Annotated in this window: 22 protein-coding genes; 4 read left to right on the plus strand and 18 right to left on the minus strand. The window is 63.1% G+C overall.

What is annotated here, in order from left to right:
• Window positions 1–122: 122 nt before the first annotated feature.
• The 3 genes from AC1DZP_RS16925 to trmFO all read left to right on the plus strand — a co-directional run bounded on the left by AC1DZP_RS16925 (window position 123) and on the right by trmFO (window position 2,250).
• Window positions 123–263: a DUF1127 domain-containing protein gene (locus tag AC1DZP_RS16925; RefSeq protein WP_013531315.1), complete on the plus strand. Its 141-nt coding sequence runs from the start codon at window positions 123–125 to the stop codon at window positions 261–263.
• Between the two features lie 48 nt (window positions 264–311).
• A complete protein-coding gene (locus AC1DZP_RS16930) occupies window positions 312–452 on the plus strand; it encodes a DUF1127 domain-containing protein (RefSeq protein WP_013895120.1) in 141 nt (46 codons plus the stop codon).
• 388 nt (window positions 453–840) lie between these two features.
• Window positions 841–2,250, plus strand: coding sequence for a methylenetetrahydrofolate--tRNA-(uracil(54)-C(5))-methyltransferase (FADH(2)-oxidizing) TrmFO (gene trmFO, locus AC1DZP_RS16935; protein ID WP_477227404.1), 1,410 nt, complete (start codon window positions 841–843; stop codon window positions 2,248–2,250).
• Window positions 2,251–2,264: 14 nt separating this feature from the next.
• Here trmFO and AC1DZP_RS16940 read toward each other — a convergent pair whose 3' ends face one another.
• From AC1DZP_RS16940 to yajC, 7 genes are all read right to left on the minus strand, one after another.
• Window positions 2,265–4,379: an SGNH/GDSL hydrolase family protein gene (locus tag AC1DZP_RS16940; RefSeq protein ID WP_477303905.1), complete on the minus strand. Its 2,115-nt coding sequence runs from the start codon at window positions 4,377–4,379 to the stop codon at window positions 2,265–2,267.
• A gap of 132 nt (window positions 4,380–4,511) precedes the next feature.
• The gene (locus tag AC1DZP_RS16945; RefSeq protein ID WP_477303907.1) at window positions 4,512–5,462 is read right to left on the minus strand and encodes a sterol desaturase family protein; all 951 of its coding nucleotides are present in this window, start codon (window positions 5,460–5,462) and stop codon (window positions 4,512–4,514) included.
• On the minus strand, window positions 5,462–5,896 hold the full coding sequence (locus AC1DZP_RS16950; protein ID WP_477303909.1) for a hypothetical protein: 435 nt from the start codon (window positions 5,894–5,896) through the stop codon (window positions 5,462–5,464). Before AC1DZP_RS16950 ends, AC1DZP_RS16945 begins: the two co-directional genes overlap by 1 nt.
• An 83-nt stretch (window positions 5,897–5,979) precedes the next feature.
• Window positions 5,980–6,825, minus strand: coding sequence for a phytoene/squalene synthase family protein (locus tag AC1DZP_RS16955; RefSeq protein ID WP_477303911.1), 846 nt, complete (start codon window positions 6,823–6,825; stop codon window positions 5,980–5,982).
• A gap of 1 nt (window position 6,826) precedes the next feature.
• Window positions 6,827–7,219, minus strand: coding sequence for an Mth938-like domain-containing protein (locus AC1DZP_RS16960; protein WP_477227409.1), 393 nt, complete (start codon window positions 7,217–7,219; stop codon window positions 6,827–6,829).
• 28 nt (window positions 7,220–7,247) lie between these two features.
• Window positions 7,248–9,797 (minus strand): protein translocase subunit SecDF, encoded by a 2,550-nt coding sequence (secDF, locus tag AC1DZP_RS16965; protein WP_477303913.1) that lies wholly within the window; start codon window positions 9,795–9,797, stop codon window positions 7,248–7,250.
• Window positions 9,798–9,848: 51 nt separating this feature from the next.
• The gene (gene yajC / locus AC1DZP_RS16970; protein ID WP_477227411.1) at window positions 9,849–10,187 is read right to left on the minus strand and encodes a preprotein translocase subunit YajC; all 339 of its coding nucleotides are present in this window, start codon (window positions 10,185–10,187) and stop codon (window positions 9,849–9,851) included.
• 283 nt (window positions 10,188–10,470) lie between these two features.
• Here yajC and AC1DZP_RS16975 point away from each other — a divergent pair, with 283 nt between their 5' ends.
• Window positions 10,471–11,346 (plus strand): ATP-binding protein, encoded by an 876-nt coding sequence (locus tag AC1DZP_RS16975; protein ID WP_477303915.1) that lies wholly within the window; start codon window positions 10,471–10,473, stop codon window positions 11,344–11,346.
• Between the two features lie 118 nt (window positions 11,347–11,464).
• Here the strand turns inward: AC1DZP_RS16975 and AC1DZP_RS16980 are convergent, their stop codons facing one another.
• The 11 genes from AC1DZP_RS16980 to AC1DZP_RS17030 all read right to left on the minus strand — a co-directional run bounded on the left by AC1DZP_RS16980 (window position 11,465) and on the right by AC1DZP_RS17030 (window position 24,505).
• Entirely contained in the window at window positions 11,465–12,982 is a 1,518-nt protein-coding gene (locus AC1DZP_RS16980) for a peptidoglycan DD-metalloendopeptidase family protein (RefSeq protein ID WP_477303917.1), read from the minus strand.
• A 229-nt stretch (window positions 12,983–13,211) separates the two neighbouring features.
• The gene (locus tag AC1DZP_RS16985; protein WP_477227415.1) at window positions 13,212–13,871 is read right to left on the minus strand and encodes a protein-L-isoaspartate(D-aspartate) O-methyltransferase; all 660 of its coding nucleotides are present in this window, start codon (window positions 13,869–13,871) and stop codon (window positions 13,212–13,214) included.
• A complete protein-coding gene (gene surE, locus AC1DZP_RS16990; RefSeq protein WP_477303919.1) occupies window positions 13,868–14,626 on the minus strand; it encodes a 5'/3'-nucleotidase SurE in 759 nt (252 codons plus the stop codon). The genes AC1DZP_RS16985 and surE overlap by 4 nt, the downstream gene beginning before the upstream one ends.
• A complete protein-coding gene (serS, locus tag AC1DZP_RS16995; protein ID WP_477303921.1) occupies window positions 14,626–15,930 on the minus strand; it encodes a serine--tRNA ligase in 1,305 nt (434 codons plus the stop codon). The genes surE and serS overlap by 1 nt, the downstream gene beginning before the upstream one ends.
• A 336-nt stretch (window positions 15,931–16,266) precedes the next feature.
• Entirely contained in the window at window positions 16,267–17,130 is an 864-nt protein-coding gene (gene tatC, locus AC1DZP_RS17000) for a twin-arginine translocase subunit TatC (RefSeq protein WP_095087699.1), read from the minus strand.
• Window positions 17,127–17,930, minus strand: coding sequence for a Sec-independent protein translocase protein TatB (gene tatB / locus AC1DZP_RS17005; RefSeq protein ID WP_477303923.1), 804 nt, complete (start codon window positions 17,928–17,930; stop codon window positions 17,127–17,129). The genes tatC and tatB overlap by 4 nt, the downstream gene beginning before the upstream one ends.
• 29 nt (window positions 17,931–17,959) lie before the next feature.
• A complete protein-coding gene (locus AC1DZP_RS17010) occupies window positions 17,960–18,181 on the minus strand; it encodes a twin-arginine translocase TatA/TatE family subunit (protein WP_095087696.1) in 222 nt (73 codons plus the stop codon).
• A 169-nt stretch (window positions 18,182–18,350) separates the two neighbouring features.
• Entirely contained in the window at window positions 18,351–19,115 is a 765-nt protein-coding gene (gene scpB, locus AC1DZP_RS17015) for an SMC-Scp complex subunit ScpB (protein WP_477303925.1), read from the minus strand.
• Window positions 19,112–19,912: a segregation and condensation protein A gene (locus AC1DZP_RS17020; RefSeq protein WP_095088090.1), complete on the minus strand. Its 801-nt coding sequence runs from the start codon at window positions 19,910–19,912 to the stop codon at window positions 19,112–19,114. Before AC1DZP_RS17020 ends, scpB begins: the two co-directional genes overlap by 4 nt.
• Window positions 19,913–19,972: 60 nt before the next feature.
• A complete protein-coding gene (gene nagZ / locus AC1DZP_RS17025; RefSeq protein WP_477303927.1) occupies window positions 19,973–20,992 on the minus strand; it encodes a beta-N-acetylhexosaminidase in 1,020 nt (339 codons plus the stop codon).
• Between the two features lie 132 nt (window positions 20,993–21,124).
• A complete protein-coding gene (locus tag AC1DZP_RS17030) occupies window positions 21,125–24,505 on the minus strand; it encodes an SPOR domain-containing protein (RefSeq protein WP_477303929.1) in 3,381 nt (1,126 codons plus the stop codon).
• Window positions 24,506–24,557 lie beyond the last annotated feature (52 nt).

The following is a 24,557-nucleotide window of genomic DNA, read 5'->3' on the forward strand; positions in this document are numbered from 1 at the left end:
CATTGCACAATTTGCATTGCTGCCATGCAGCCATAGCGCTTTTAAATCGATATAGCCCCGCCTATCTATGCTTCGTACACAAAGACGGAATGATCCGAAAGAAAGACGAAACGAGAAATACCATGAACCTGATCCGCAACTACCGCAACTGGCGCCGCTACAGGGACACCGTGTCCGAGCTGAGCCGCCTGAGCAACCGTGAACTGACCGACCTCGGCATCAGCCGCAGCGACATTCCTTACGTCGCTCGCAAGGCGGTCTAATTTCTTCGGACCGCAAATGGTCCGAACAGTTTTGAAAAGAGAACGACAATGAACCTGATCCGCAACTATCGTAACTGGCGCGTTTATCGCGAGACGGTTACCGAGCTGGGTCGCCTTTCGAACCGTCAGCTGCATGATCTCGGTATCGTCCGCGACGAAATCAAGATTGTAGCCCGCCGGGCGATCTAGCCAGAATTTCGCCAGGGTCGACCTCCTCCCCGACCCTGACGGATCCGGTCAACCTTCACCTCCTCCCGAGGGCTGACCAACAAAACGGCKCCCGCCGCACCTCCTCCCGCGGCGGGCGTTGTTCCCCCGGGCAAAACGAATGCCCCAAAAGGGTTTCGCCCCTTTCAAAATGGCGAAAGAGATTTCGTCAAAGCCGACCTCCTCCCCGGCGATGACGAATACGGTCGGCCTTCACCTCCTCCCGAGGGTCGACCCCAAAAACGACACCCGCCGGACCTCCTCCCCCGGCGGGTGTTGTTGTTTTCAGGGGTTGGTTGCACCGCAGCCACTTGCCCTGCGCCACGCGCGGCAATTGCAATCACCGCTCCAAGCGATTATTCCGGCGCTCATGAGCAAAAATCCCATCCACATCATCGGCGGCGGCCTCGCCGGTTCTGAAGCCGCCTGGCAGGCAGCCGAGGCTGGCGTGCCCGTCATCCTGCACGAAATGCGGCCCGTTCGCGGCACCGATGCGCACAAGACCGATGGCCTGGCCGAGCTGGTCTGCTCCAATTCCTTCCGCTCCGACGACGCCGAAAACAACGCCGTCGGCCTGCTGCATGCCGAAATGCGGCTGGCCGGCTCGCTGATCATGAGCGCCGGCGACGCCAACCAGGTGCCGGCCGGCGGTGCGCTTGCCGTCGACCGCGACGGTTTCTCCGACGCCGTGACGAAAAAGCTCGAAGGCCATCCGCTGATCACCATCCAGCGCGAGGAAGTGCCGGGCTTGCCGCCGGCGGACTGGGACCAGGCGATCATCGCCACCGGTCCGTTGACCGCGCCTTCGCTTGCCCAATCGATCGCGGAGGCGACCGGCGCCGATGCGCTGGCTTTCTTCGACGCCATCGCGCCGATCGTCCACTTCGACACGATCGACATGGACATTTGCTGGTTCCAGTCGCGCTACGACAAGGTCGGGCCGGGCGGCACCGGCAAGGACTACATCAATTGCCCGATGGACAAGGAGCAATACCTTGCCTTCGTCCAAGCGCTGGTCGACGGCCAGAAGACCGAATTTAAGCAATGGGAAGGCACGCCCTATTTCGACGGCTGCCTGCCGATCGAGATCATGGCCGAACGCGGCGTCGAGACGCTGCGTTATGGGCCGATGAAGCCGATGGGGCTGACCAACGCGCACAATCCAACGGTCAAGGCCTATGCCGTCGTCCAGCTGCGGCAGGACAATGCCCTGGGCACGCTCTACAACATGGTCGGTTTTCAGACCAAGCTGAAGCATGCCGAGCAGGTGCGCGTGTTCCGCACCATACCGGGCCTGGAAAACGCCGATTTCGCCCGCCTCGGCGGCCTGCATCGCAACACCTACATCAACTCGCCGACCTTGCTCGACGCTTCGCTGCAGCTGAAGTCGCGCCCCGGCCTGCGCTTCGCCGGCCAGATCACCGGCTGCGAGGGCTATGTCGAAAGTGCCGCGATCGGCCTGCTCGCCGGACGCTTCGCCGCCGCCGAAAGGCTCGGCCAGGCACCGTCCCTGCCGCCGCTCACCACGGCCTTCGGTGCCTTGCTCAACCACATCACCGGCGGCCACATCGTCTCCGAAGACGAACCGGGAAAACGCTCCTTCCAGCCGATGAACGTCAATTTCGGCCTGTTCCCGCCGATGGAAGCACCGAAGTCAGAAGGCAAGCGCCTGCGCGGCAAGGACAAGACTGTCGCCAAGCGGCAGGGGATAACCGCACGTGCGCGCGCCGATTGCCGGCAGTGGCTGGGGCTGGCATCCCAAGCGGAAGCAGCCGAGTAGCCCTGCTCCTCCCTTCAGTGCGGTCGCACATCCGCGACAGTTGGCCGTGGCAAGTTGAGCATCGTGGTTGCTGCCGCGAACACCGCGTCGGCGATGTGGGCATGGCCTTCCGCGGTCGGATGAAACGGACCGCCTAGGCAAACCTCGACCAAATCGAGCAACGCCCAATCTTGCGGCGGCGGTGGCGTGCCGCTCGCCTTGGACTGCACGAAAAGGCAGATATCGTTGATGGTGCGGAACCAGCGCTCGCGCGGCGCGTAGGCACGCGTGTCGCGAGACGCCTTGAAATCGGCGTCGCGATAAGCGGAAAAAGGCTCGAATTCCGACCATTTGTCCGGTCGCGGCCCGTCCGCATGGTAGTAGGGCAACATCAGGCTCTCGGCGGCCGTGACGCCGCTCGACGAGCTCTTTTGCGCGCAGATCCCATGCTTGGCGAACGCGGCACGCTGGGCATCGACGAAATGCCAGTTTCCCGCGTGGGCGGCGTCGCGCGTCGCCGGGTAAAGCACATTGTTGGCGAAATCGCTGATGGGACGCAACGTAGGCACGTCAATCGACAGCACCCCGCCGACGTTGAAGCCTTCAAGCCTTTCACGCGGTGTGGCTTCGCCACAGAGCCTTCCGTCCTGGTTGAATTCGATCTTGGGAAACGCGGTCAGCACAATGTTGGGCATTCCACCGTTGCTGGCGATGGGCAGCGGCGCCAGCGCCTTTCGCAAGGCGGCAAAGCGCGCCGGCAACTCCTTTGCGCGGTTACGCGCCGTGGCGACATCATGCGCCTTGGCGATCCGCGCGACAGTTCGAATGACTGACGCGCCGAGGGCGTCGGCGCGCAAGCTGCTGTTGACGTTTGCGTATGGAGGCCTTGTCTTGGTCAGTGCTTCCACAATGAGCGGTGTGAAGCCGACATCGTTTCCACCGATGGACACGATCAGCATGTCGATCGTGCGCAGGAACCGCCCCGGTTTGCAGTCGAGGAGTTTGGCGCTGCGCAATGCGCGGCCTTGCTCGTCGGTGAGCGGCGTGTCGAAAGTCACTGTACGGGTTGCATGCGTGCGCAGAAGATCATCGCGGCACAGTTCGATCATCAGCCGATCGATCTGCGGCAAGTTGCGACGCAGTTTGCCGCCCGACGAAAAATAGGAACTGTTGACTGCCTCAACCCCGGCATAGGGAAAAAGCAGCCCTTCCGTTACTTCGGCTCCCGAGCAGGCAAAGCCGAGAAACGTCACCGCGCTGTGCTTGGGATCTGCAAGAGCGACCTGCAAGGCGGTACGCAGATGATAGCTATAGGCCGAACGGTGGCATTTGCGGTCGAGCCAGCCGGCCGGCGCATTCTGATAGCGCACCGGCAACGAATAGGCTGGCACCGATTTGATCGCTTGAGTGTCGGGGTCATAGACGAAGGAGATGTTGAGAAGTCTTCGTCTTGACAGCGGATCGATCTCGACCGGCGTATCGGGATTGCCTTCGCCCGACGAAAAACTGTCACCGATACCGGCGATGAGCCGGTCGCGAACCCAGATGGCAGGTTGCGAAAGCACCGTGCCGTTCGGCAAGGTGACAGACACATCGACACCGCGCGCTGCTTCCGGGATATCTGGTTCGAAGGGAATGCGCGCTTCAAAGAGCGCGGCGCAGGGCTGTTCCGCCGTCGCCGAAAGCCGGCCACGTCCGGCAATGAAAATCGGCCGCGCGGCTTGCCATCGGCAGATGCCGGCCGGCGCATCCGTCAAGCTGAAGACAACGGTGTGCCCTTGCGGGCGCACGTAGTCGCTCCGAAGTGCGGTTCCGAAACTATCGCTGGCGCAGGACGAATGCCACTGTTCTCGGGCGTCCCAGCAGGTGGAGCGGCGACGATTAACAGGGTTCGCCCAGCCGCGTTCGGGCCGGCCCGCGCCCTTGGGATTCGGATAGAGCGTGGCGTCCTGTTTGTACCACTCTCGCAGCCAACGCGGATCGTTGAGCAGCCGTTCGAGATCGGAAACAGCCGTAGCCGTTAAGGCGCCGCCATGGGTTGCCATGACCTCGGCCATGGCTTCCCGCTGCATATCAAAATCGGTGGTTTCGGTGAAATACCGGAAAGGATGCTTGACCCGCCAGTCGATGGCTGGCGCGGCGTAGGTCAATGTTGTGGCCAACAGAAAAAAGCAAGTGGATACAAGACGAAGCATGATCACCACCCCCAAAAGTACTAGGACACCAAAAATAGTATCAAGCCATCATGCTGTCAAATTGCCAGCAGGTCGTAGTTTACTTCACTATTCGGCCGGCTCAGCACTCGCCTCCGGTAAGCCCGGCTTGCCGGCTTCGCCCGGATTCCGTCTGACATAGGCGGCTTTCAGGCTCTCCGAGGTTTCACGCGAGCCGTCATGGCTCCAGCCCGGCGGCTTGATCAGGTAGTTCAGCCGATCGCTCAAGGTCAGACCCGGTGCAAAGGCATCGCTGAACATGCCGATCCATTCGTGGAACGCCACTTTCAGCGGATTGAAGGTGCCGAGATTCTTGACAATGCCGTAGCGCGGCCGGTCCTCTTCCAGCTCTTCGACGAAGGTGCCGAACAGGCGATCCCAGATGATCAGCGTGCCGGCATAATTGGCGTCGAGATAACGCGGATTGGTGGCGTGGTGGACGCGGTGGTGCGACGGCGTGTTGAAGACCAATTCGAACCAGCCCCACATCTTGCCGATCGTCTCGGTGTGGATCCAGAACTGCCAGACCAGGTTGAATCCGAAGGTGAAGGCAATCACCGCCGGATGGAAGCCAAGCAGCACCAGTGGCGCCTGCAGCACGAACATGAAGGTGAACAGGCTGGTCCAGCTTTGTCTCAGCGCCGTCGACAGATTGTAGTGCTGGCTTGAGTGGTGGTTGACGTGCTCTGCCCACACCCAGCGCACCCTGTGCGCGATGCGGTGGTAGACATAGTAGCGCAGGTCATCGAGCAGGAAGGCAGCCAGGAACACCCAGACCGACAGGCCGAGATTGAAGATGCGGAACGGCCACAGCCACAGCAGCGCCCAGTAGGACACCACGCCGAGCAGCAGCCCGGCGACGACATTGCCGGTGCCCATCATCAGGCTGGTCAACGTGTCGCGCGTCTCGAACGAGCCCTTGGCGCGGCCGCTGCGCACCAGCCAGAGCTCGATCAGGATCGCGGCAACGAAGAACGGGATGGCCAGTTGGGTGACCTGCGGAAAGTTGTAGCTGTCCATCACACCGCCTCCCCAGCGGAATTGGAATGTTGCGGCTCAAGCGCCTTCAGCAAGCCTTGCGCATCTGTTGCGCTGGCAAAGTGGAAGCGGCCGCCCTTCCAGGTGAAGTCGGCAAGCCGAAACGAGACCGTGTTTGCGTCGCCGGCGGTCAAGCCCGTGACATCCCGAGATGTGACGATGCGGGTCAAAAAACAGTCGCCAACGCTGTGAACGATGCCGGTGCGCCCTCGCCCGAGATCCAGGAACGCCGTCCCGGCATCAGCCGTCAAGCGAACTGTTGCGGGCACCTCGTCGGGAAAATCTTCGGCGAAACGGCTCATCGCCTGATCCGTGCCGGCAAGCGTGGCCGTCTTGCTGCCGCCGCTGAAATGTACGGCGGCGACCGACAGCGCAATGCCAAGGGCGACGATCGCGACCAGCAAAGGCAAGCTCATGGATGCAGCATCTCCTCCGGCCGGTCTGTCGTCTTTGGCAACAGTTTTGGCCGGGAGACTCCTTAACATGATTGACGTTTACGTCAAAGTGCCGGCCAGCCCTTGCCCGCGCGCCGCAGCAGCAGCCAATGCCGGCGCAAGGCCGACAGCCGCGCCACCCCATCGAGCGGCGAACCACTCTCCATTTTCCTGAGATAGGCACGCGACAGGGCCAACGGCAGGAATGCCTGATGCAACGAGACCGGCAGAGCAGACGCGCCTTGCTCGAAAGCGGAAAGATGGTCGCGCGCCAGCGCCATCATCGCTGCCACCGCACGTTTGGCGCCAGGACCGCCATCGCCGGCAACAAACTCTTCCGGTGACGATCCCGCCGCGGCCAGGATATCGGCCGGAACAAAACATTGCCCGCGTTTGCGGTGCAGCGGCAGCAGAAGCAGCAGGCCGGTCATCGCCTGCGCACAGCCTGCCCTACCCGCCAGTTCGGCAAACCGTGGCGCCGCGACGGGATCGAGCACCATCGCCGCAAGCTGGATGAGTGCGGCTGCCGTCTCGCCGCAATAACCTTCCAGATCGGTGCGCGACGGCATCGGATCGTCGTAGAGGTCGAAAATGCGCGCTTCGAGCATGTTGTCGAAGGCGAGTTTCGGCAGGCGGAAAGCGGAAATCGTCGCCTTCAGCGCATCGGCAACGGGGTGGCCGATGCTTGCGCCGTCATCTTCAGCGGCAATGACATCGCGCCACCATTGCAGCCGCACCTCGCCAGGCAGTGCTTCGTGGATGCGATTGCGAATGCCGGCGATCTCGGCATTGAAGGCGTAGAGCGAAAGCAGCGCATCGCGCTTGTCGGCCGGCGCGTAGAGTGCGGTGAGATAGCGATCGTGGTCGGCGGCTCGCACCGTATCCATGACGATTTTGGCATTCTGAGACATGTCAATCGACGGCGATGAGCGCGGCGGCCACGGCGCGGTCTTCCGCCAGCAGGACATTGTAGGTCCGCACCGCGGCACCGGTCGACATCGGATCGGACGCAATGCCTGCCGCCTTAAGCGCGGCCCGCAATGCTGCCGGCAATGGCCTGAGTTCCCTGCCCATGCCGACCAGCAGGATCTCGACCTTGTCGGCTTCGGCCAGCAGCCTGTCGAAATCCGCCGCCGTCAGCGCCAGGGGATCCGCCGGCTCCCAGCCATGGATGCCGGATGGCAGGCAGAGCAGCGAGCCGCGATGCGACATATCGGCGAAGCGGAACCCGCCATTGCCATAGGCCTCGATCGGCGCTCGGCCGGGGAAATGCGCCTCGCGGATGACGATGCCTTTGCCGGTCACCGTTCTGTCACCCCTTCGGGACCGCGCGTCAGGTCGCGACCGCCTTGCTGCCGCCGACCGGCTTCTGCTCGTCGCTTTCAGCCTGTGGCCGCAGCTTGAACAGGATCAGCAGCGGTGCCGCGATGAAGATCGACGAATAGGTGCCGAACACGACGCCGAACAGCATGGCCATGGTGAACGACCGGATGACCTCGCCGCCGAACAGCACCAGCGCCAGCAGCGCCAGGATCGTCGTCACTGAGGTCAGCGTCGTTCTCGACAGCGTCTCGTTGATGGCGTTGTTCAGGAGTTGCGGCAGCGGCATTCGCTTGTATTTTCGCAGATCCTCTCGAACGCGGTCATAGACCACGATCGTATCGTTCAGCGAATAGCCGATGATGGTCAGGATCGCCGCCAGCGACGACTGGTTGAATTCAAGCCCGGTGATGACGAAGAAGCCGAGCGTCATGACCACATCGTGCACCGTCGCGACGATGGCGCCGACCGCGAACTGCCACTCGAAACGGAACCAGACATAGACCAGGATACCAACCAGAGCGACCAGCATGGCGATGGTGCCTTGCTTGGCCAACTCGCCGGAAACCGTCGGGCCGACCACTTCGACACGGCGGAAATCATACTGGTCTTGCAGTTCGCCGCGCACCTTGTCGATGACCGTCTGCTCGGCATTCTCGCCGCCATCCTGCGTCCCGACACGTATCAGCACGTCGTTCGGCGCTCCGAACTGCTGCACCTGCACTTCGCCGATGTTGAGTTCCGTCAATCTGCCTCTGATATCGGCAAGATCGGCGTTGCCAGTCTTGGCCTGCACCTCGATCATCGAACCGCCCTTGAAGTCGATGCCGTAGTTGATGTCGACGGTCATGAACAGCACCACGGACAGCACCGACAGGATGCTCGACAGCGCAAACGTCCAGCGGCGGATGCCCATGAAGGGGATCTTGGTGCCGGGCGGAATGAAGGTCACCGGCGCCTTCGGCAACTCCTTCGGGCGCGCCCGGCGCAGCCAGATCGAGACCAGCAGACGGGTGAAGGTGAAGGCGGTGAAGACAGTGGTCAGGATGCCGATGGCGTAGGTGATGGCAAAGCCCTTCACCGGCCCGGTGCCGAGATAGAACAGCACCACCGTGGCGATCAGCGAGGTGACGTTGGAATCGACGATGGTCGCCAGAGCCTTCGAGAAACCGGTGTCGATCGCCTGGATCACGGAGCGGCCGTTTCGCCGCTCCTCGCGGATACGTTCGTAGATCAGCACGTTGGAATCGACCGCCATGCCGATGGTCAGCACGATACCGGCGATACCCGGCAAGGTCAGCGTTGCGCCGAGCAGCGACAACAGCCCGACGATCATCGCCACGTGCACCGCCAGCGCTATGTTGGCGAGGAAGCCGAGGAAGCCGTAGGCCACGAACATGAAGGCCACGACGAGGATCGAGCCGATGATGCCGGCGACCTTGCCGGCATGGATGGAGTCCTGGCCGAGCCCTGGACCAACGGTCCGCTCTTCGATCACCGTCAGCGTCGCCGGCAACGCGCCGGCGCGCAGCAGCACGGCAAGATCGTTGGCGCTCTGGGCAGTGAAATTGCCCGAAATCTGGCCGGTGCCGCCGAGGATCGGCTCGCGGATCTGCGGCGCGGAAATCACCTGATTGTCGAGGATGATGGCAAAGAGCTTGCCGACATTCTGCGCCGTGGCCTGGCCGAAGCGCGCCGCACCCTTCGAATCGAAGCGGAACGAAACCACCGGCTCGTTGTTCTGCGAATTGTACGTCGCCTGGGCATCGACGAGATTTTCGCCCGAAACGATGACGCGGTTTTCGATCAGGTAGGGAACCGGCGGATCGTCCTGCGAATACAGCACCGAAGAGCCGGCAGGCGGGCGGCCATTGAGCGCGTCCTGCACCGGCATCGACTGGTCGACCATCTGGAACGTCAGCTTGGCGGTCTGGCCGAGGATTTCCTTCAGCCTTTGCGGGTCCTGAAGGCCCGGCACCTGGACAAGGATACGATCGTCGCCCTGCCGCTGCACAATCGGCTCGGTCGTGCCGAGTTCGTTGACGCGGCGCTCGACCACTTCGATCGACTGCGTCAAGGCGGTCGACGTGCGGTATTTAATGCCGGCATCGGTGACGTTGAACTTGAGCAGGCCGGGCTCGGAATCGTCGAGCGTCATTTCCTGGATGGAGCCGCCAGTGAACAGGCCGGCAGCGACGGGATCAGTCAGCGACTTCAACGCTTTCTTTGCGGCATCGAGCTGGGCGGGATCGGTGATGCGGACCTGCAAGGTCCGACCCGTGCCGGCAAGCCCGGTATAGCCGATCTTGGCGTCACGCAGCAGCGTTCGAATTTCGTCGCGCGTCGTCTCCAGCCGGTCCTTGATCAGGTCGTTCTGATTCATCTCCAGCAGGATGTGCGAGCCGCCCTGCAGATCGAGGCCGAGCGTCATCTGGCGCTTCGGCACCCAGCTGGGGAGTTGGGCCAGCGTGCTGGCGGAGAACAGATTGGGCGCGGCGAGGATCACTGTGATGGCCACGGCCACCCAGATCAGGATCATCTTGAAGCGCGAAAAATAAAGCATATGGCGTCGTCCGTCAGAGCGTATCCGCGGATCGCTCCGCCTGAAATTCGGTTATTTCTTGGCGTTCTGGTTCGCCACGGGCTCGCCCTTGACGCGCACATCGGCGATCGTCGAACGCAGCGCGGTCACCTTGGTGCCACCGCCGAGGTCGATCTCGAGTTCGTTTTCGTCGATCACCTTGGTCACCTTGCCGACGAAGCCGCCGCCGGTGACGACCGTGTCGCCGCGACGAACCGCGGCCAGCATTTCGCCGCGCTTCTTCAGCTGCGTGCGCTGCGGCCGGATGATCAGAAAATACATGATCACGAAAATCAGGACAAACGGCAAAATGCTGATGAACATGTCGGGAGAAGCCCCAACGCCTTGGGCGTATGCCGGTGTCACGAACATCGAGGTACTCCTGAATTTTGAAAACAGCCGCCACCCGTCCATGTGGAGTTTGGCGGCCCCTTGAAATTTGGCCGGAATATAGTCGGTAAAGTTGCCAATGCAACTGCGTGGCCCGCCAAATCGGCTGCTTTTCCGGCCTGTTGAGCCGTGTTAGAGCATGATCGCGAACAGCACGAGCCGGTTTTCGGAAAAGATCACGCTCGAACAAAAGGTTGCAACCGGTTTCGAACCCGACGGAATCGGCACGCTCCCCACTTCAAAACGCGAAAAACAAAAGACCGACATGACCGACAGCAGCATTGACGCCCTCAACAAGAAGCTCGACAGCCTGATCGAGGCGGTTAGCCGCCTCGCCCCGCCGCCGGTGCCTGAAACGGACCTCGGCGAGGCCGACTGCTTCGTCTGGCAGGCCGATCCCGGCTATCTGGAGCCGGTGCGGAAGGTCAACCGCGTCGACATCGGCCTGATCCGTGGCGTCGACCGCGTCCGCGATATCCTTGTCGACAACACCGAACGCTTCGCTGCCGGCTACGCAGCCAACAACGTGTTGTTGTGGGGCGCGCGCGGCATGGGCAAATCGTCGCTGGTCAAGGCCGTGCATGCGGAGATCAACGCCAGGGCCAAGTCCGACCTGCCGCTGAAGCTGATCGAAATCCACCGCGAGGACATCGACACGCTGCCGAAGCTGATGGGACTGCTGAAGTCAGCCCCCTTCCGCTTCATCCTGTTTTGCGACGACCTCTCCTTCGACCACGACGACACCTCCTACAAGTCGCTGAAGGCAGCGCTCGAAGGCGGCGTCGAGGGCCGCCCGGCCAACGTCATCTTCTACGCCACCTCGAACCGCCGTCATCTCTTGCCGCGCGACATGATCGACAACGAGCGCTCGACCGCCATCAACCCGTCCGAAGCGGTCGAGGAGAAGGTCTCGCTCTCAGACCGGTTCGGCCTATGGCTCGGCTTCCACAAATGTTCGCAGGACGAGTATCTCGACATGATCGACGGCTATGTCCGCCATCACGATCTTTCCGTCGATCCCGAGACGTTGCGCGCCGAAGCGCTGGAATGGGCAACGACGCGCGGCAGCCGCTCGGGCCGCGTCGCCTGGCAGTTCACCCAGGACCTTGCTGGGCGGCTCGGCAAGCCGCTCAAGGATTAGGGTCGGAGAAAAGCCACTGAAAAAGCCCGCTCCTTGCGGGGCGGGCTGAGCCGGCGGGCCGGACTGGAGGTCAGACGGCCCGCAAAATCGCTTTCTTGTTCTATTCGAGACAGCCCGACTATTCGAGATAGCCCGAGGGGTCGACCGGGGCGGAGTTCTTGCGCACTTCGAAGTGCAGCTTCGGCGAGTCCGTCGTGCCGCTCATGCCCGACAGCGCGATTTCCTGGCCGCGCTTGACCTTCTGGCCGCGCTGCACCTCTATCGAACTGGCATGGCCGTAGACGGTGACCAGGCCGTTCTCGTGGCGCACCAGCACCGTGTTGCCGAATTCCTTGAGGCCATCGCCGGCATAGATGACGACGCCGTTCTCGGCCGCCTTGACCGGCGTTCCCGTCGGCACGGCGATGTCGACACCGTCCTTGCCGGAACCGAAACCGGAGATCACGCGGCCGCGCACCGGCCAGCGCATCTTGCCGATGCCGGTTGCATCCGGTGCAACCGCGTCGTCGTCTTCGGCCTGCTGGATGACCTTCGAATCTTTCTTCGGCGGCGTGTAGGACGCCAGCGTTTCCGACGGCGTCGTCTTTGCCGCGGGCTGCGTGGTCGCCGTTGTCACCGGATCGATCTTCGCCGGCTTGGCGCTGGCGACGGTCGCGGTTCCGCCGGCCGGCACCTTCAAGGTCTGGCCGATCTTGAGCAAGCCGTCCTTCATGCCGTTGGCCTGCTTCAGCGCAACGGTGCCGACACCGGTCTTCCTGGCAATCGAAGAAAGCGTGTCGCCCGACTGGACCGTGTAGGTGCCGGCAGCGCCGGTCGCCTTGGCCGCGGCCATCTGCGGCTTGGACTCCTTGGGCTGGCTTGCGGCGGTCGAAGTATCGACCTGAGCGGCGGACTTGCCCTCCTTAAGCTTGGGCTGCTGCGGCAGGACGGCGACCTTGTCCGGCGCGGTGGCCGGCAGGTCGTGCTTGCCATTTTTCGCCGGCTTGGCGTCGGCGACTTTCGCGTCCGATTTGCTGGAATAGGCATAGGCCGGGATGACCAGCTTCTGGCCGGTCTTCAGCCCCTTGGTCGGGCTCAACCCGTTGACCTTCATGATCACGTCGGCCGGCACCTTGTAGTGCTGCGCCAGGCCGGAGATTGTTTCGCCATCCCTGACGACGATCTCGGTTGCATGCGGCGAGCCGGCCGCAGCCTCGCGTGGCGCGTCGGGCTGCGCGACCTTGAACGGCGATGCCGCCGGAGCGACGGTGCCGGTCGTGGTCCGGTCGACATGCAGCGCCGGGGCCAATGCGGTGCGTACCGGCTTTGCGGCAGGCGCGAGTGCCGGAGCCGGCTGTGCCTGCGCAACGGGCGGAGGCAGCGGCCGCGTCGAGACCGGTTCGAGACTGGAGCGGCTGACCGACTGCGTATGGCTGCCGTCGACCGGAGCGGCCTCGACATCGCCCGGATAGGCCTGCACGGCGTCCTGCTTGTTGATGATGGCGCGCTGGTTGTTGGTCGACGAGGTAAAGACGTCATCGACGCTGTTGAAGCGCGAGGCCTGGGAGCTGCATCCTGCCGCAGCGCCTGCGACCATGAGTACGGCACAACCACGCATCAGGTTGCGTCCGCTTGTCTTCAAAACACTGAGTTGCATCGCACTAACCCGCACATACCCGGTACAAACTAGGCATGATTAAAGCGCGTTAATGTTACTCGTCGGTTAACCCCATAGAATCCGATGCGAATTTTCTTAAAATATTTGAGATCGCTTGCAGAGTGCCGAAGCTATGCTCAGGCCGGGCTGGCTAAGTCGACTCGCCGTAACCGGATGCAGCGGTTTGCGGCCTCACAATTCGCAGGCCGGCACCGCATAAAAGATTACTCTAGATGACGGCGGCGACACTGCGCAGGATCGGCTGCAGGCGCACGAGACCGATGTCTTCGCGTTCGAACCGGCTGCCGACCTTGGTCAGCTTGGCCAGCACCTGTTCGCCCTCTTCCGGTCCGATCGGGGCGATGACGATGCCGCCGCTCGACAATTGGTCGAGCAGGAAGCGCGGCAGGCTGTCGAAGGCAGCCCAGGCGACGATGCGATCGAACGGCCCTTCGTTCGGCAGGCCGCCGGAACCGTCCGCCTGGCGCACGATGACATTGCCGATGCCGAGCGCCTCGAAGCGCTGCCTGGCCTGCTCGACAAGCGTCTTGTAGCGGTCGGTGGTGACGACCCGCGCCGCCAGCCGCGACATCACCGCTGCCGTGTAGCCGGAGCCGGTGCCGATCTCGAGCACGCGGTTGCCCTGCTCGATGGCGAGGGCTGAGATCACCGCCGCCTGCAGGTCGGCACCTTCGATCGCCTCGCCGCATTCGATCGGCAGCATGCGGTCCGACCAGGCGATCGGATGGAACTGGGCGCCAAGGAAACCGCGCCGCGGTGTCGCCTCGAAGGCCGCGATCAGCGCCTTCGGCACCGTCCCCCTGCCGCGCAAACGCAGCAGAAAGGCAGCAAAACCTTCGCGGTCGTCGGTTGTGAGGCCCTGGTTCATGCAAGTGCCTTGCTCAGTTGGTCACGGATTTCATGCGCGGTGAGGTCGAGCTGCAATGGCGTCACCGACACCAGCCTGTTGCGCAAGGCATGGAGGTCGGTGCCTCGCTTGCCTTCGACCGGCTCGCGGCCGAACCGGAGCCAGTAGTAAGGCAGCCCGCGCCCGTCGCGGCGCTCGTCGACCCACAGGCTGTGCACGAGCTTGCCTTGCGAGGTCACCACCGTACCGGCGACTTCTTCAGGAAGGCAGTTCGGAAAATTGACGTTGAGCAGCACGCCGTCCGGCAGCGGCGTCGCCACCAGTTTCTGCAGCAGTGCCGGCGCCAGCGCTTCGGTCGTCTCGTAGGGAACGACCCGATCCTCGCCGACATAGCTGTAGCCCTGGCTGAGCGCGATCGAGCGGATGCCGAGCAGCGCGCCCTCCATGGCGCCGGCGACGGTTCCCGAATAGGTGACGTCGTCGGCGATGTTGGCGCCGGAATTGATGCCGGACAGAATCAGGTCGGGGGCGCCGGGCAGGATCTTCTTGACGCCCATGATGACGCAATCGGTCGGCGTGCCGCGCACGGCAAAATGCTTCTCGCCGATCTTGCGCAGCCGCAGCGGCTCCGAGATCGAGAGCGAGTGCGCATAGCCGGATTGGTCCTGTTCCGGCGCCACCACCCAGATATCGTCGGACAGCGTGCGCGCAACCCGTTCGAGCGACGCCAGGCCCTCGGCGTGAATGCCGTCGTCATTGGTCAGCAGGATGCGCATTATTTCGATTCGATCTTTTCCCGGCCGCCCATGTAAGGCCGCAGCGCTTCAGGAATGGTTACGCTGCCATCCTCATTCTGGTAGTTTTCGATGACGGCTATGAGCGCGCGCCCGACCGCGGTGCCCGAACCGTTGAGCGTATGGACGAAGCGGTTGCCCTTGCCGTTCTTGTCCTTGTAGCGGGCGTCCATGCGGCGCGCCTGGAAATCGCCGCAGACCGAGCAGGACGAGATCTCGCGATAGGCGTTCTGGCCGGGCAGCCAGACTTCGATGTCATAGGTCTTGCGCGCGCCAAAGCCCATGTCGCCGGTGCACAGCGTCATGGTGCGGAACGGCAGCCCGAGCCGCTTCAGCACTTCCTCGGCGCATTGCGTCATCCGCTCGTGTTCGGCGAGCGACGATTCCTGGTCGGTGATCGAAACCAGCTCGACCTTGTAGAATTGGTGCTGGCGCAGCATGCCGCGCGTGTCGCGCCCGGCCGAGCCAGCTTCAGACCGGAAGCAAGGCGTCAGTGCGGTATAGCGCAGCGGCAGTTTTTCATGCGCTGTGATTTCTTCGCGCACGAGATTGGTGAGAGGCACTTCGGCGGTGGGGATCAGGCCAAGCCTGCCCTCACCATGCGCCGTGAAGAACAGATCCTCCTCGAATTTCGGCAACTGGTTGGTGCCGAAAAGAACGTCGTCCTTGACCATCAATGGCGGGATGACTTCCTCATACCCATGTTCGTTGGTGTGCAGGTCGAGCATAAACTGGCCGAGCGCCCGTTCCATTCGCGCCAGCCCGCTCTTCAGCACTGTGAAGCGCGAACCTGAAAGCTTCGCCGCGCGCTCGAAATCCATCATGCCGAGCGCTTCGCCGATCTCGAAATGCTCCTTCACCCAATTCGGACGCGTCGGCAGATTGCCGACGATATGCTTGACGACATTGTCGTGCTCGTCCTTGCCGACCGGCACATCGTCGAACGGCACGTTGGGCAGCACCGCCAGAGCATCGTTCAGCGTCTTGTCGAGCTCGCGTTCTCGCGCCTCGCCATTCTGGATGAAGGTCTTGATCTCGCCGACTTCGGCTTTCAGCCTTTCGGCAAGCGCCGCGTCGCCCGAACGCATGGCGTTGCCGATCTCCTTCGAGGCGGCGTTGCGGCGCTCCTGCTTGGTCTGCAACTCGGTGACGTGTTCCCGCCGCGCCTCGTCCGAGGCGATCAGCCCGTCGACTGTGGACTGCGCCTCACCGGCCGACCACGAGCGCTTCACCAGCGCCTCGACAAGGGCCTTCGGGTTGTCGCGAATCCATTTGATGTCAAGCATGGTTTGAACGCTCCTGGGTAGCATGTCGCCCAAAAGTGCGCAGCGGTTGACATGCTTCAAACAAAACTGAAACGCATCGCCACGATGGCGATGCGTTTCAGCCAGAGGGCGTAAACCGCATCGTTGATCGATGCAAGATCAGGCGTGATCAAGCCAGGGCTTCGAGCTCGCTTTAGCGCGCTTTACCGGGGATGGCGCGAGAGCCGGAAATAAAAGACCCGCCTTACGGCGGGTCGTTGGCGCAAATCAGCACCATGCCCAAATCTATAGCATAATTGCCGTCACAAGGCAATCGATGCCAAGCCCGCCGCCCCCCGGCGGGGGCAGCCCCATAGCCTATGTGGAAGACGCGTCCGCCGGCTTCTCGGCTACCTCTTCGGCCGCGTCCTGCTTCTCGCGGGCCACACGCTGCTTTTCCTGATCGCGTTCTATCAGCCGCGCAGCCCAGATGGAGACCTCGTAGAGCAGGATCGTCGGAATGGCCAAGCCGATCTGGCTCATCGGGTCGGGCGGCGTCAGCACCGCCGCGACGACGAAGGCAATGACGATCGCCCATTTGCGCTTCTCGGCTAGCGCCTTGGACGACAGCATGCCGACGCGCGTCATCAGGCTGGTCACCACCGGCAGCTGGAACACCAGGCCGAAGGAGAAGATCAACGTCATGATCAGGCTGAGATATTCCGACACTTTCGGCAGCAGCGAGATCTGCACCTGATCGTCGGTGCCGGCCTGCTGCATGGCGAGGAAGAACCACATCACCATCGGCGTGAAAAAGAAATAAACCAGCGATGCGCCCATCAGGAACAGGACCGGCGATGCGATCAGGAACGGCAGGAAGGCGTTGCGTTCGTTCTTGTAGAGGCCGGGCGCGATGAACTTGTAGATCTGCGTGGCGATCAGCGGAAAGGCGATGACCATGCCGCCGAACATGGCGAGCTTGACCTGGGTGAAGAAGAATTCCTGCGGGGCGGTGTAGATCAGCTCGACCTTGTGCGGATCGAGCCCGGCCCACTTCGTCGCCCATTTGAACGGGACGACCAGAAGGTTGAAAAGCCTCTTGGCGAAGAAGAAGCAGACCAGGAAGGCGACGAAGAAGCCGCCCAGCGACCAGATCAGCCGCCGGCGCAGCTCGATCAGATGCTCCATCAGCGGCGCCGACGATTTCTCGATCTCGTCTCTTTCCTTGTCCGAAACGCTCACTTGGCGGCTCCAGCCGTCTTCTTGGCCGCCGGCTTCTTCGCCGCGGCAGGCTTCGGTTCAGCTTTCGTCCCAGTCTTGGTAACGATTGGCTTGGTAACGATCGGCTTGGTCGCGACCGTCTTGGCCGCAGTGGGCTTTGCAGCCTTTTCAGGCTTTACCGCCGCCTTGGACGCAGGTGCGGCCCTGGCGGTCGCCGCCTTTGCCGGCGCGGAAGCCATAGTGCCATTTGCCGACACGTTGGCAGGCGCTTTAGCCGGCGCTTTTGCCGGCGCAGCCTTGGCCACTTTCTTCACCGCCGACGCTTTCGCCGCGACAACCGGTTCGGCCGGCACTGACGCCGTCACCACCGATTCATCGGTCATTGCCGGGAAGATCGGCGCTGCTGGTGCGGCTTCCGGCCCGCTGACGCCAGGCATGGTCGTCGCGCCGTTCTTCAACGGCTCGGCCGCCTGCGGCGTCGAAGCGGCTGGCGCTGTCGGATCGTCTGCCGGCTTGGGTTTCATCACCGCGTCGACGCCTGAGCGCACATCGGCCGCCGCCTGCTCGAACGGATTGAGCTGCTTCCTGATCTCAGACATTGGGCTGAGGCCCCTGAGCTCGTCGACCGACTTCTTGACGTCGTCGAGCTCGGCTTCCTTCAGCGCCTCGTTGAACTGCTTCTGGAAGTCGGCCGCCATGGCACGCAGCTTGGCCGTCGTGCGGCCGAAGGTGCGCAGCATATTGGGCAAATCCTTGGGCCCGACGACCACGATCATGACGATCGCGATGACCAGCATTTCGGTCCAGCCGACTTCAAACATGGCACTCTGTTCCGACTAGAACCTTTGGCTCAGCTCTTGCTGGCTTTTTCCTTCGCGGCCGAAACGGTCTCGTCGGCGCGGTGTTCGACGGTGCGCTTGTCTTCGGCAACGTCGTCGTCCGCCATGCCCTTCTTGAAGCTCTTGATGCCCTTGGCCATGTCACCCATCAGCTCAGGAATCTTGCCGCGGCCGAACACCAGCAGCACGATCACGAGCACGATCATCCAGTGCCAAATCGAAAATGAACCCATAGCAAATCTCTCTCGAATGTTTTCCCTGGCGATGATCTATGCGTTTTCGCGTTGGGATTCAAACACAACTGCGACAGAGTTTATGAAAGGGTGGCGGATGTCACGCATTTTCGGCGTGATGCCCCGCTACGAATCCGCGCATCCTCGACAGATTGGCCGCGATTGCCAGTCAATCTTCCGTGACGCGCGGCGTCAGCAGGCCGAGTTCCTCGAGGTCGATGTCGGTCAGCGCATCCTCGTCGTCGGCCAGCGCATCGGGATCGGCCGGCGGCTGTGGAATGGAGAAATTCGACGGCATGCGGCCCGAAAGCAGCCCTGCCCCTTTCAGTTCCTCCATGCCGGGAAGATCGCGGATTTCCTCCAGCGCGAAATGGTCGAGGAAGGTCTCGGTCGTGCCATAGGTGACAGGGCGTCCCGGTGTTTTGCGCCGGCCGCGCATGCGCACCCATTCCGTTTCCAGCAGCGTGTCGAGCGTGCCTTTCGAGGTCTCGACGCCCCTGATGTCCTCGATCTCGGCGCGCGTCACCGGCTGGTGGTAGGCGATGATCGCCAGCACTTCGAGCGCCGCGCGCGACAGCTTGCGCTGCTGCACCGTGTCGCGGCTCATCAGGAAGGCCAGGTCACCTGCGGTGCGAAATGCCCAGGCGTCGCCGACGCGCACCAGATTGACACCGCGCCGCGCATAGATCTGCTGCAGGTCGGCCATCGCGACGGCGATGTTGATGCCATCTGGAAGGCGCGCCGCCAGCTGCTTTTCGCTGACCGGCTCAGCGCTGGCGAACACGATCGCCTCCGCCATGCGCACGGCTTCCGCCATATAGAGGCGCTCGGCCGGGTTCTGGACCTGCTCGGCTGGTTCCTGGGGAAACAACTCCCCTTCCGTTTCGTCATCGACCTTGAACGGGATAACCGAAGCGTTGGCGCGCTCGCTCATGATGCCACCTCGACTGCCTTGATTGCCTGTGCGCGGCCGCGCAGGTAGATCGGCGCGAACACGTCGTCCTGCCGCATGTCCATCTTGCCTTCGCGCACCAGTTCCAGCGTGGCCGCGAACGAGCTGGCGATCGCCGTCCGCCGCTCCTCGGGACTGGTCATGTATTCGATCAGAAAACTCTCCAGCGCCGTCCAGTCGCGCACCGCACCGACCAGCCGGGTCAGGATGTCGCGCGCGTCCTTGAGCGACCAGACACCGCGCCTGGCGATCGTCACATTGTTGATCGCCTGCTTCTGCCGCTGCTGGGCGTAGGCGGTCAGGAGATCGTAGAGCGAGGCCGAATAGGCGTTGCGCTTTTCGACGATGACCATTTCCGGCATGCCGCGCGCAAACACGTCGCGGCCGAGCCGGTTGCGGTTGACCAGGCGCGCCGAGGCGTCGCGCATCGCCTCCAGCCGCTTCAGCCGGAACTGCAGCACCGCCGCCAGTTCCTCGCCGCTTTCGCCCTCGTCGCCAGGCTGCTTGGGGATGAGCAGTTTCGATTTGAGGAAGGCCAGCCACGCCGCCATCACCAGATAGTCCGCGGCAAGCTCGAGCCTGAGCGCCCTCGCCGTCTCGACAAAGGTCAGATATTGCTCGACCAACGCCAGGATCGAGATCCGCGCCAAGTCGACCTTCTGGGTGCGGGCCAGATGCAGCAGAAGATCTAAAGGACCTTCGAAGCCGGCCACGTCGACGACCAGCGACGGATCGCCGGTGACGCGGGAATCGTCGTTCTCGGCCCACAGACGGTCCATCGGTGCGGCCTTCGCGGCCTTGCTTTCCAATGTTTCCGCCACTCTCTCTCGCTTCCTTTGTCAGGCCACCGCATCGAAATAGGTGGCGAATTCTGCGCGTATCTCGGTTTCTTCAGCCGCGTCGTGTTTCCTAATATAGGTCAGCGCCCGTTTTGCGCGCTCCAGTGACCTGCCCTCAAGCCCCGTGGTGCGCGACGCGATGCCGGCCATTTCCTCGAAAACACCGTTGCAGTGAAGGACCAGATCGCAGCCCGCCGCAAGGATCGAGGCCGCCTTTGTCGGGAAATCCCCAGAAAGTGCCTTCATCGAGGTGTCGTCGCTCATCAGCAGTCCGTCGAAGCCGATTTCACGACGGATGATCTCGTCGATGACCTTGCCGGAAGTCGTCGCCGGGTTCTTGGGGTCGATGGCGCTGTAGACGACATGCGCCGTCATCGCCATGGGCAGATGGTTGAGCTCCCGGAACGGGGCGAAATCATGCCGTTGCAGATCGCTGAGCGACGCATTCACCGTCGGCAATTCGAAATGCGTGTCGGCAAGGGCGCGCCCATGGCCGGGAATATGCTTCATCACAGGCAGCACGCCGCCCGACATCAGCCCTTCTGCGGCAGCACGGCCGAGTTCGATCACCGGTCGCGGCTCCTTGCCATAGGCACGCGCGCCGATGACGTCGCTGGCGCCTTCGATCGGCACGTCGAGCACCGGCAGGCAATCCGCCGTGATGCCGTAGCGCAGCAGGTCGAACGCATGCAGCCGCGCCATCAGCCAGGCCGCGCGGGCGCCGGCATCGTGATCGTCGCGCCACAGCGCGCCAAGCGCGCCACCGGCCGGATAGTTCGGCGCCAGTGGCGGCCGCAGGCGTTGCACCCGGCCGCCTTCCTGGTCGATGAACACCAGCGCGTCCGGACGCCCGATACAGTCGCGCATCTCGGCGACCAGATCGCGGATCTGCTCGGTCTCGCCGATGTTGCGCGCAAACAGGATGAAGGCCCACGGGCATTCGTTGCGATAGAAATTGATTTCTTCGCGAGTGAGCGATTTCCCGGCACAGCCGAGGATCATGGATTTTGATTCGGTCATGACGGGAGTTTAGGGCTTCGCGCGGTCAAAGGGAATCGTCCCCCGCCGCATGCGCTTGAAGACAGATCTCATCCACATGAAAAAGCCGGCGCGGTCTGAGACCGCGCCGGCTTTGATTGGTTGACTCACTTGCTAGCGCGAGACGAAGCAATTGCCGCCGGCAGCCTTGTAGCTGGTGCACAGGTTGATCGCGTCGTTGCGCGACTTCGCCGGAACGCGCACACGGTAGAACGTGCCCTTGCCGGCAATCTCCGCCTTGACGATGTTGGCGGTGCGGCCGGAAAGCACGCTGCCGTAGCGGCGCTGCAGATCCTGGTAGCTGGACTGGGCGCTTTCGACCGTCGGCTGCGAAGCGATCTGCATCGACCACGAACCACCGCCGGTCGCGGTTGATCCCGGATCGATGGATGCAACCTGGTCGGGCTTGACCTCGCCGACGACATCAACCGGCTGGTCGGACGGGCGCTGCGGCGCGACCGGAACCTTGGCAGGCGTGTTTGCCGATTGGGCCTTGGCCTCGGCCTTAGGCGCCGCGGCCGGTTTGGCTGCCGGCTTGAGGGCCGGCTCGTCGTCTGCCTGGGCGGTGGCGGGCGTCACGGTGCCGGTCTGGTCCGCATCGGCCTGGGACGACGGGGTAACTTGCTGCGGCGCCGGGTCGGCCGGCTCAGCGGCCGCCACTTGCGGTGCCGCGGGCGCCGGATCCTCACGCGGCACCAGCGAACCGTCTGACTTGACCACCATGGTCCTCACCTTGCGCGGCGCAACGGCGACGACATCGGCGTTGGTGCCCTTGTCGGCCTCCTGCAGCACCTGCGCGATGCGATCTTCGGATTTCGGTGCCGGCGCCGCGTTATCGGCCGGTGCCGCGCTGGCGGCCGGCGCGGCATTGGCGACCGGCGCGGCGTTGCCGTCGTCCGCTGCAGTTGCCGCGGCGTTCTGGTCGGCGGAAAGATCGATCGCGCGGGCGGGATCCTTGGCCTGCACATCCACCGGCTCTTCGACGTTGGTGACCAGTTTATCCTGGACAGGCTCGGCGGGCTTGGTCCCCTTGACCACCGCGTCGTAAACCTTGTTGTCCTGGTTCGGCACCACTGTGCCGCCCGGATTTTCCGGCTTGACCTTGATCGGCGCGTTGTCGGCCTTGACGATCACCGGTGCATCGCTGCCGCCCTTGCCGCCGAAAGACAGCGCAAAGGCACCTAGGCCGCCAGCCACCGCCACCGCGCCGACAACAGCTGCAACGAACAGGCCACGTCGGCGCGAGGGCCTCGCGGCCTCCCGCTCGCCGAGACCCGGAACAGCCATAGCCTCATCCAGTTCGGGATCGTAGTCCAGTTCGTCGACGGTGAAATCGTCCGCCTGTGAAACCGGCTGGCTGCCGGGCAGATTGTTGAGGTCGAAGCCAGCGGCATCCGCATAGCCTGCCGACGCTGTCGCACGGGCAGGCATTTCGGCCGGCCTCGCGGCATAGGTCCGCGCTTCCGGCTGATAGGCCGGATTGACCCCGTCATAGCCCGGCTTGACCCCGTCATAGGCCCACTTGGGTTCCTCATAGCCGGCATTGTGGGATTCATCGCTATAAGCGGCACTGCTTGCGGGAGCAGGAGCGACCTCCACCGAATTCATCTCGGTGAGAAGGCTGGAGAATTCCGCGTCGAGATCGTCATAGGCAGGCGTCGCCGGCTTGTCTTCCTCGAAGTGCAGTTCCGGGATGTCGAGATCGTCCGCCAACGCCACGACACGCTCGGGCACGTCGATCGTCTCGACATCGGGCATGTCTTCGTAGTGCGAGGACTGTCGCGGTTGCGGCACGGATACAGGGGCTGCAGGGGCGACGGTCTCGACCGGCTCGCTCGAACGGTAGGACGGCACTGCGGCGACTGCCGGCGCCGCGGCCCAGGGTGTTATCGAAGCGGTCGGCTGAGCATTAAATGCCGGCTGCTGCGGAACCGGCGTCACGCGGCTCCACGAACGGGTCGGCTCCGTCGGCTCGGAGCGTTCCGCCAGCCAATCATGAGAATCGTCCTGATCGTGCCGAGAAGCGGCTGCGTCGCGCGAATCCAAGCTGTTCGCCAAAGCCGCGTCGAACGCATCATCGTCGAAATCGACATCGCCTTGCGCGGTGACATGCGAGCGCTGATCCTGCTCCTGCAGGTCATCGAGCTGTAGAACGTCGAGATCCGAATCGGCGACCTGGACAGCTTCAAGGCGGTGCTGCTCCTCAGGCGCGTGTCCGTCGATATCCCATTCGAGGTCGGCGAGATCGGCCGGCTCCTCAGTGGTCTCTGCAACTGCGGCGACGGGCGGTTGAGCGGCGACGACGACCGGCCGAGCCACGACGGGCTCCCTGGCCACCGGCATCGGGCGCGCGGTCATGGCACCCAGCAGCGCATTCAACTCGTCTTCCAGGCTTCGTTCATCCGCGATCAGCGAATCTACCGGCTCGGCCGCAACGGCGGCTGGCGCCAGCGGCTGGACCGCAGCGGCGGCAACCACGGCGACCGGCTCTTCAGCCGTTTCGGCAAACGAGTCGTCCAGGTTCAGGTCGAACCCATCGTCCAGCGAGCCTTCAGGGTCGGAAATCTCGCCCTTCGCGTCCGCGGTATCGGCAAGCACATCATGCGCTTCCGGCTCCTGGAAGGCGACCGGCTCATCACGACTGTCAAAATCCATATCGACATCAGCCATGGCGTCGTCGAAATGACCGGCAAAATCCTCGCTAGAGATTGCCTGGGCGTCACGCGCAGTCGCTTGCGCCGGCATGGCGTACTCGACAGGTTCCGAAGCCGCCGGTTCAGCAGCCGCGTCGGACTGCTCCACTGCCCAACGGTTGTCGAGCACCAGCTCGTCTTCGAGCGAGATCGCATCGTCGAATTCAGGATCGGAGGCCGGCCCAACAGCAGCAGGCTCGACTGCAGCAGGCGCGTCGGCAATGGCCGCGGCGTACCGGACTTCGTCGRCTTCGTCGTCAATCCGGAAGTCCTGATCGAGCGACGCGGCAAGCTCGTCCTCAATCGGCTGGTCGTCCTCGAAGGGCGAAACGTCTTCGAGGGAACTGGCGACGGCATTGTCGAGATCAGAATCGAAAGCCGGCTCTATGGCTGGCGCGGTTTCGGCAGCGTCCAAATCGGCATGGCTGGCGACATCCGCATGGCTGGCGACCGGTGCGTGGTCGTCGAGATCCGCCATGTCCAGGTGGAAATCGTCGTCGAGCGACATCGCAAGATCGTCGGCCATCGCGCTGGCCTCGGCTGTCGGCTCATGCGCCTCGGCGACCGGAGCGGCGTCGCTGTCGTCAGCGCCGAACTCGCCCATCAGTTCCTTCTCGAGATCGATTTCGAAATCGTCCTCTTGCGCCGGCTGATCGGCGACGGGCGCTTTCGGCTGGACGGGCGCTTGCGGCTTGACCGGCTGGCGCGGGTCGAATCCCATGATCCTGGTCAGTTCCGCGAACGGATCATCATCAACGATGTCGTTGTTATCGGCTACTCTCAGCTGGGTTCTGTCTGCCATTATTGTTCCCGAACTCGCACTCATTCGGACGCCATGGACGTCGCGTAGGGTT

The organism is Mesorhizobium sp. P2_F8, from assembly GCF_056403655.1.

Excerpts from the sequence above, each read along its gene's own strand:
- AC1DZP_RS16945 (WP_477303907.1), bottom strand. The coding sequence starts at position 5,462 with ATGGACAGCTACAACTTTCCGCAGGTCACCCAACTGGCCATCCCGTTC.
- nagZ (WP_477303927.1), bottom strand. The coding sequence starts at position 20,992 with ATGACCGAATCAAAATCCATGATCCTCGGCTGTGCCGGGAAATCGCTC.
- yajC (WP_477227411.1), bottom strand. The coding sequence starts at position 10,187 with ATGTTCGTGACACCGGCATACGCCCAAGGCGTTGGGGCTTCTCCCGAC.
- AC1DZP_RS17010 (WP_095087696.1), bottom strand. The coding sequence starts at position 18,181 with ATGGGTTCATTTTCGATTTGGCACTGGATGATCGTGCTCGTGATCGTG.
- trmFO (WP_477227404.1), top strand. The coding sequence starts at position 841 with ATGAGCAAAAATCCCATCCACATCATCGGCGGCGGCCTCGCCGGTTCT.
- surE (WP_477303919.1), bottom strand. The coding sequence starts at position 14,626 with ATGCGCATCCTGCTGACCAATGACGACGGCATTCACGCCGAGGGCCTG.
- AC1DZP_RS16980 (WP_477303917.1), bottom strand. The coding sequence starts at position 12,982 with ATGCAACTCAGTGTTTTGAAGACAAGCGGACGCAACCTGATGCGTGGT.
- tatB (WP_477303923.1), bottom strand. The coding sequence starts at position 17,930 with ATGTTTGAAGTCGGCTGGACCGAAATGCTGGTCATCGCGATCGTCATG.
- scpB (WP_477303925.1), bottom strand. The coding sequence starts at position 19,115 with ATGAGCGAGCGCGCCAACGCTTCGGTTATCCCGTTCAAGGTCGATGAC.
- secDF (WP_477303913.1), bottom strand. The coding sequence starts at position 9,797 with ATGCTTTATTTTTCGCGCTTCAAGATGATCCTGATCTGGGTGGCCGTG.
- AC1DZP_RS16925 (WP_013531315.1), top strand. The coding sequence starts at position 123 with ATGAACCTGATCCGCAACTACCGCAACTGGCGCCGCTACAGGGACACC.
- AC1DZP_RS16985 (WP_477227415.1), bottom strand. The coding sequence starts at position 13,871 with ATGAACCAGGGCCTCACAACCGACGACCGCGAAGGTTTTGCTGCCTTT.
- AC1DZP_RS17020 (WP_095088090.1), bottom strand. The coding sequence starts at position 19,912 with ATGGACCGTCTGTGGGCCGAGAACGACGATTCCCGCGTCACCGGCGAT.
- serS (WP_477303921.1), bottom strand. The coding sequence starts at position 15,930 with ATGCTTGACATCAAATGGATTCGCGACAACCCGAAGGCCCTTGTCGAG.
- AC1DZP_RS16975 (WP_477303915.1), top strand. The coding sequence starts at position 10,471 with ATGACCGACAGCAGCATTGACGCCCTCAACAAGAAGCTCGACAGCCTG.
- AC1DZP_RS16955 (WP_477303911.1), bottom strand. The coding sequence starts at position 6,825 with ATGTCTCAGAATGCCAAAATCGTCATGGATACGGTGCGAGCCGCCGAC.
- AC1DZP_RS16950 (WP_477303909.1), bottom strand. The coding sequence starts at position 5,896 with ATGAGCTTGCCTTTGCTGGTCGCGATCGTCGCCCTTGGCATTGCGCTG.
- AC1DZP_RS16930 (WP_013895120.1), top strand. The coding sequence starts at position 312 with ATGAACCTGATCCGCAACTATCGTAACTGGCGCGTTTATCGCGAGACG.